7 protein-coding genes are annotated in these 6,804 nt (G+C 69.4%); 2 read left to right on the forward strand and 5 right to left on the reverse strand.

Annotation, left to right across the window (positions count from 1 at the left end):
• Nucleotides 1–990 (reverse strand): glycoside hydrolase family 16 protein (locus J0695_RS34400; RefSeq protein ID WP_206968698.1); only part of this gene is annotated, 990 nt, incomplete at its 3' end.
• 201 nt (nucleotides 991–1,191) lie between these two features.
• Complete coding sequence (locus J0695_RS34405; protein WP_206968699.1) at nucleotides 1,192–1,422, reverse strand: DUF4287 domain-containing protein; 231 nt, start codon at nucleotides 1,420–1,422, stop codon at nucleotides 1,192–1,194.
• A 102-nt stretch (nucleotides 1,423–1,524) separates the two neighbouring features.
• Here J0695_RS34405 and J0695_RS34410 point away from each other — a divergent pair, with 102 nt between their 5' ends.
• Nucleotides 1,525–1,863, forward strand: a complete 339-nt coding sequence (locus tag J0695_RS34410) for a hypothetical protein (RefSeq protein WP_206968700.1) — start codon at nucleotides 1,525–1,527, stop codon at nucleotides 1,861–1,863.
• Here J0695_RS34410 and J0695_RS34415 read toward each other — a convergent pair.
• Nucleotides 1,847–2,725 (reverse strand): hypothetical protein, encoded by an 879-nt coding sequence (locus J0695_RS34415; RefSeq protein ID WP_372445870.1) that lies wholly within the window; start codon nucleotides 2,723–2,725, stop codon nucleotides 1,847–1,849. The two genes, J0695_RS34410 and J0695_RS34415, sit on opposite strands and share 17 nt — an antisense overlap.
• A 326-nt stretch (nucleotides 2,726–3,051) precedes the next feature.
• Nucleotides 3,052–4,275, reverse strand: a complete 1,224-nt coding sequence (locus J0695_RS34420; RefSeq protein WP_206968701.1) for an acetyl-CoA C-acetyltransferase — start codon at nucleotides 4,273–4,275, stop codon at nucleotides 3,052–3,054.
• Between the two features lie 239 nt (nucleotides 4,276–4,514).
• Between J0695_RS34420 and J0695_RS34425 the strand changes: the two genes are divergently transcribed.
• Nucleotides 4,515–4,934, forward strand: a complete 420-nt coding sequence (locus tag J0695_RS34425; RefSeq protein ID WP_206968702.1) for a hypothetical protein — start codon at nucleotides 4,515–4,517, stop codon at nucleotides 4,932–4,934.
• Between the two features lie 289 nt (nucleotides 4,935–5,223).
• On the opposite strand, the gene J0695_RS34430 is transcribed toward J0695_RS34425, so the two are convergent.
• Nucleotides 5,224–6,615, reverse strand: coding sequence for a cystathionine beta-synthase (locus J0695_RS34430; protein ID WP_206968703.1), 1,392 nt, complete (start codon nucleotides 6,613–6,615; stop codon nucleotides 5,224–5,226).
• Between the last annotated feature and the right edge of the window lie 189 nt (nucleotides 6,616–6,804).

A 6,804-nucleotide genomic window follows, 5' to 3' on the forward strand; every position in this document is an offset into this window, starting at 1 on the left:
GGTCGGCGGGGTCGTCGGCGGGGTGGAGCCGCCGGCCCCGGACTGCAGCACCGATACGTAGTCCACGACCAGCGGGTGGCCCGGCTGCGTGCCCGCGTCGGGGCCGCCGCCGAAGGCCGCGGGGAACTCGCCGCCCATCGCCACGTTCAGGATGACGAAGTAGCCGTGGTTGGTGGCGTTGGTCCAGGTCGCCGCGTCCACCTGGCTCTGCCTGACCGTGTGGAAATTGACGCCGTCGAGGTAGAAGCGCATCTCCTCGACCGGGAGCGAGCGGTCCCATTCGACGGCGTACGTGTGGAAGCCGCCCTGGCAGGTCGCGCCCTCGCAGACCTTCTGACCGCCGATGCCCGACTTCTCGTTGCAGGGGCCGCCCGGGCTGGTGCCGCAGTGCATCGTGGCCCACTCGTTGTTGATGCCCTGGACGTTCTCCATGATGTCCAGCTCGCCGACGCCCGGCCAGTTCCACCAGTTGCCGCGGTACGGGGCGCCGAGCGCCCAGAAGGCGGGCCAGTAGCCCTTGGCGGCGGCGCCGGTCACGTTCGGCATCTGGAGGCGCGACTCGATACGGAGCTTGCCGCCCGCCGGGGGCTGGAAGTCCGAGCGGTTCGTCTCGATGCGGCCCGAGGTCCAGTTGCCTGCCGCGTCGCGCTGTGGGGTGATGCGCAGGTTCCCCGCGCCGTCGAGGGAGACGTTGTCGGTGGAGGAGGTCATGGTCTCGACCTCGCCGGTGCCGAAGCCGCCAGGGCCGCCCGGGTAGCCCGTGCCGGTCGTGTACTGCCAGTTCGCGGTGTTGACCCCGGAGCCCGCGGGCCCGTTGAAGTCGTCGGAGAAGACCTGCGTCCAGCCCGAGGGGGGCGGCGGGACCGAGGCGTCGGCGGGGAGCGTGATGGCCGCGGCGGCTGCCGCGGCCAGACCGAGGGTGGAGACGACGGCGACGAAGGCCCGGCGTACCGGGCTGCGTCTGGAGCGTGGGGTGACGGTGTCGCTCATGCGGGTCCCTCTCTTCTGAGAGCGCTCTCAAGCGAGCTGCGCGGCCACTGTGCTCCCCGTCACATTCGGCGTCAAGAGGTAAAGAGGTGAAAGTCCTTGCGCAGCAAGGGAGTTCACCTTGTGAAGAGAGAGAACCGGCCAGGACGGCACGACGCCCCGCCGGCGCGTGCCGACGGGGCGGGTGACTGGATCGCGTACGCCTTAGCGGAGCCTCCGCGCGGCTCGCCTCAGGTCGTACTCATGGATGATCGCCTTGGCGTGGCCGTACGCCAGATTGTGTTCGGTCCTGAGCCAGCTGACCTTCTCCTCGAAGCGGACGAGGGTGGGGCCTTCATCTACGGCTCGTAGCCAGTCGGACACTTCACGACCGGTGCAGTGGGGGATACGGGAGAGCAGATTGCGATGGGTCTCTTCGGAGAAGACTTGGGACATCGGCGCCTCCGGACGCATTGCACGAGAGCTGGTCCTTCATTGCACCGTGCCTGACTGTTGGCCTGTTGGCAACCGTCCGAAGGAGGCGCGTAGGGTCGCGCTGTGCTTGATACGACCCCTCTGCTCGCCGCCGTGGACCGATTCGCCGACCGGCTGCGTGCCGCCCCCCAGAGTCGCCTGCAGCGCGGCGCCGCCGCCGAAGGGCTCGCTCTGGCCAGGGAATTGGCGGAGCGCGCGCAGCGGATCGAGACCCCGGACGAACAGCCGCGGGTGATGCCCGATGTGGGCGTCTTCGCCGTCGCGGATCAACTCGCCGTGGCCGGGCACGACTTGGCCGAGGCCCTGCGCCTGGCCGGGGACATGGCTGCGGCCCCGTCCCGGGAGCTGCTGGACGAGGCCGTGGAGCTGGTGGAGGCCGCGGCGGTCAGAGCGAGGCTATGACGCGGTCCGCGAGGATGTAGACGTTCTCCTCGCCGCAGGAGAAGGTCAGCGCGTACGCGCCCGCGACTCCGGAGCCGCCGAGCAGCACCGGCGCCGCGCCCTCGCGCAGCGACTCGGCGAGCCGCTCCGCGGTCTCGCGGTGGCCCGGGGTCATGCACAGCGTCGTGCCGTCCGTGAAGACGTAGACATCGAGTGTGCCGAGCGGTCCCGGACGTACGTCGGAGAGCTCGGTACGGGCCTCGGCGAGCTCCTCCAGGCGGTTCACCGTGCGCTCGTGGTCGCCGCCGGCGACCGGCGTCTGCACCGGCACGGTGTGCTCGCCCCTGTTGGCGGGGTGCGAGGGGTGGCGGCGGCGGGCCGCGGCCAGCTCGGGGGAGTCCTCGGGGAACTCGTCGGTGTACTTCTCCAGGGCGGCGGCCGAGTCGTCCTCGCCGTCGAGTACGGAGTCGAGGGCGGCGTCGAAGCCGGGCTCGAACCCGGCGAAGTCGGCCTGGCGGGGGACGAAGAACGCGGCGTCCTCACCGAGCCCGGCAAGGCCGCCGAGCAGCGACGGCGCGTCGGCGGCGTCGCGGGACTCCTGTGCGGCCCAGAAGGCACGGGCCTCGGCCAGCTCGCGCTCCCGCTCCTCGGCGAGGGCCTCGGCGACCGCGGTCCGTATCTCCGAGGTCCAGCTCTCGGAGGCGGGGATCTCGCGTGCGGCGGGCACGGTTACGGCATGGGTGGGGACCGACCGTGCCCGTGCCGAGGCGGCGGTCAGTTCATTGAGCTGCTTGCGCAGACCGTGGACGGCGTACAGCACAGCAGCGCCGACGGCCGTGGCAGCGGCCGTCGTCAGCAGCAGGGCAAGAGACATGGCGCTCACTGACTTACTCCCGGTTTCAATCGATCCCCCGGACTTCCTACATCAGCTTCCCGTGTGTCCGTGCCCGCTGTCAGTGCATTACGTCACGAATTGGACAGGTCTTTATGCCTGGCGTTTAGTCCCAAAACAGTGGTGACCTGCGGTTATGTATCTCCCCCAGGAGATAGGTCACATCCTGGGGGAGATTCGGTCACGACTGTGACGCGGGTGGTTACCGAGAGGTGATCAGCTGAGACGCTCTGCTCTTTCGGTCGCGTTCCGCTTCGCCTCCGCTACGGGCAGGTGCCGCCCTCGTTCCTCGGACGACCCCTACCCTCCGCTGCGGCTCAGCTCAGCCGCTCGATCACCATGGCCATGCCCTGGCCGCCCCCGACGCACATGGTTTCCAGGCCGAACTGCTTGTCGTGGAACTGCAGGCTGTTGATGAGCGTGCCCGTGATCCGGGCGCCCGTCATGCCGAAGGGGTGGCCCACCGCGATGGCCCCGCCGTTGACGTTCACCTTGTCCAGGTCCAGGCCGAGGTCCTGGTAGGACGGGATGACCTGGGCGGCGAAGGCCTCGTTGATCTCGGCGAGGTCGATGTCGCCGATGGTCAGCCCGGCGCGCTTGAGCGCCTGCTTGCTGGCCTCCACGGGGCCGTAACCCATGATCTCGGGGGAGAGACCCGAGACGCCGGTGGAGACGATGCGGGCGAGCGGGGTCAGGCCCAGCTCGCGCGCCTTGGTGTCGGACATGATCACGAGGGCCGCCGCGCCGTCGTTGAGCGGGCAGCAGTTGGCGGCGGTGATCTTGCCGTCGGGGCGGAAGACGGGCTTGAGGCCCTGGACGCCTTCGAGCGTCACGCCGGCGCGCGGGCCGTCGTCCTGCGAGACGACCGTGCCGTCGGGGGTGGTGACCGGGGTGATCTCCCGCTCCCAGAAGCCGTTCTTGATGGCCTGCTCGGCGAGGTTCTGCGAGCGCACGCCGAACTCGTCCATCTCGGCGCGGCTGATGTTCTTGATCCCGGCGAGGTTCTCGGCGGTCTGGCCCATCGCGATGTACGCGTCGGGGACGATGCCGTCTTCGCGCGGGTCGTGCCAGAGCGGGGCGCCCTCGGTGGCGGCCGTGGTCGCGGTGCGGGCCTCGGCGTCGGCGAAGAGCGGGTTCTTCGTGTCCGGGAGGGAGTCGGAGTTGCCCTTGACGAAGCGGGACACCATCTCGACACCGGCTGAGAGGAAGACGTCGCCCTCGCCGGCCTTGATGGCGTGCAGCGCCATCCGGCTGGTCTGGAGCGAGGAGGAGCAGTAGCGGGTGACCGTACAGCCGGGAAGGTGGTCCATTCCCATCTGTACGGCGACGATGCGGCCCAGGTTGTGACCCTGCTCGCCGCCGGGCAGGCCGCAGCCGAGCATGAGGTCGTCGATGTCGCGCGGGTCGAGCTCGGGGACCTTGGCCAGGGCGGCCTGGATGATCGTGGCGGTCAGGTCGTCGGCGCGCAGGTCCTTCAGCGAGCCCTTGAAGGCGCGACCGATCGGGGAGCGGGCGGTGGAGACGATCACGGCTTCGGGCATCACAGCTCCAGAGGGGTGGAGAAGGCAGGGCTGTGTGGGAAGTTACCCGTACGTATCGCCGAGGTCACCGGAAACGGCATGTGATGCGGGCCTCTTTTCTAAGCGCTTGCTCAGCAGCTTGCCCGGCAACTTGTCCGGTAACTTGCCCGGCGCCTTCCGCGAGGGCAAAGGCTGACCCCACCCGAATTGGGGGGCTAGCCCCACTGCCGCGGGCCGCCCCGGCTTCGTACGGTGTCCGTATGACAGCCAGCGACCCGGAGCTGAAGAAGGAACTCGACGCCACCTTGCATGCCCGCAAGGAACTGGGCGCGGACTACGAGTCCGCCCTCGTCGACTCATTCCTGGAGAAAGTCGAGCAACGCCTCGACGGCACGGTGGACCGCCGCGTGCGCCGCCAGATGGCCGAACAGCAGATGGTGGTCGCCAGAGGCGCCCGCCCTTCGCAGTCCGACAGCGGCTTCGGTGAGCGCTTCGGCTTCGGGATCGTCTCGATGATCCTGGCGATCCCGCTCTCGGCGATCGGCGTGGTCAACGCGAATCTGCCGGGCCTCTTCGTGACCTGGGCGGGGATCGTGGGCGTGAACGTCGTCCACGCCGCGCGTGACGGGGGACTCTTCCCCCGGCGCCATGCGAAGTCCTCGTCCGACTGGGAGGACTGACCAGGGAAGTCAGTCGCGGGAACCGCCGCACCCCCCGGTTGCCCAGGAGGGCGGGACGACGGCGGTCCCCGCGAGGGATGCGGGCCCGGGTCAGGGCCGGTCTCCGCATCCTTGGCGTCGCTGGAGGCCCGGGAGCCGCTCCGGAGGTCCTTGACGCCAGTCCGTGGTGCCGGGGGGTTTCCCTCCCGACACCCATGACTCTGCCGGACCCGTGTTAAGGCGGTGCTGCGCGGACGTGACGCCCTCGTACCGTTTTCGAGAAGTCGGCTCTCCGGAACTCAGGCCTCCGTCAGTGGGCGTCCTTGGCGAGGAACGCCAGCAGGTCCTGACGGCTGACGACCCCCTTCGGCTTGCCCTCCACCAGCACGATCGCCGCGTCCGCCTTGCCGAGCACGGACATCAGGTCGCCGACCGGCTCCCCGGACCCGACGACCGGGAGCGGCGAGCTCATGTGCTTCTCCAGCGCGTCCGTCAGCGCCGCACGCTGCGTGAACAGCGCGTCGAGCAGCTCACGCTCGACGACCGAGCCGATGACCTCGGCCGCCATGACGTCGGGGTGGCCCGCGCCCGGCTTCACGATCGGCATCTGCGAGACGCCGTATTCGCGCAGCACCTCGATCGCCTGGCCGACCGTCTCCTCCGGGTGCATGTGCACCAGGTTGGGGATGGTGCCGTGCGTCTTGTGGTCGAGCACGTCCAGGACGCTCGGCTGGTCGCCCGTGTGGTCGAGGAAGCCGTAGTCGTTCATCCAGTCGTCGTTGAAGATCTTGCTGAGGTAGCCGCGCCCGCTGTCGGGAAGCAGCACCACGACGATGTCGTCGGGGCCGAGCCCCTCCGCGACCCGCAGGGCCGCGACGACCGCCATCCCGCAGGAGCCGCCGACCAGGAGGCCCTCCTCCTTGGCGAGGCGGCGGGTCATCTGGAAGGAGTCCTTGTCGGAGACCGCGACGATCTCGTCGGTCACCGTACGGTCGTACGCCGTCGGCCAGAAGTCCTCACCGACGCCCTCGACGAGGTACGGCCGCCCGGACCCGCCCGAGTACACCGAACCCTCGGGGTCGGCGCCGACGACCCGGACCTTCCCTCCGCTGACTTCCTTGAGGTACCGCCCGGTGCCGGTGATGGTCCCGCCGGTGCCCACGCCGGCGACGAAATGGGTGATCTCACCCTCCGTCTGCTCCCACAGCTCGGGACCGGTGGTCTCGTAGTGCGAACGGGGGTTGTTCGGGTTGCTGTACTGGTCCGGCTTCCAGGCGCCCGGTGTCTCCCTCACCAGGCGGTCCGAGACGTTGTAGTACGAGTCGGGGTGGTCGGGGTCGACGGCCGTCGGGCAGACGACGACCTCGGCTCCGTACGCCCGCAGCACATTGATCTTGTCCGTCGACACCTTGTCGGGGCAGACGAAGATGCACTTGTAGCCCTTCTGCTGGGCCACGATCGCCAGGCCGACACCGGTGTTTCCACTGGTCGGCTCGACGATCGTGCCGCCGGGCATGAGCTCGCCGCTCGCCTCGGCCGCCTCGATCATGCGGACGGCGATCCGGTCCTTCACGGAGCCGCCCGGGTTGAAGTACTCGACCTTGGCCAGGACGGTTGCCCTGATGCCTGCGGTCACGTTGTTGAGCCTCACCAGCGGGGTGTTGCCTACGAGGCTGATCATCGAGTCGTGGAAGTGCGCCATGCGGTCAGAGTATTGGACAAGATTGGGTGGCACCGGTCTGAGGGCAAGAAGGACGTGTACGGCTGCACGGCTAGGAGGAGGTGGCAGTGTCGAGGGCGAGGGTGGCACGGCGGATCGCCGCGGGCGCGGCGTACGGCGGCGGGTCCATCGGGCTGATCGGGGCGGCCGCGGTGGGCGTGGTGCTCGCCG

It is taken from the genome of Streptomyces beijiangensis (assembly GCF_017315755.1).
Taxonomy (GTDB): Bacteria; Actinomycetota; Actinomycetes; order Streptomycetales; family Streptomycetaceae; genus Streptomyces; species Streptomyces beijiangensis.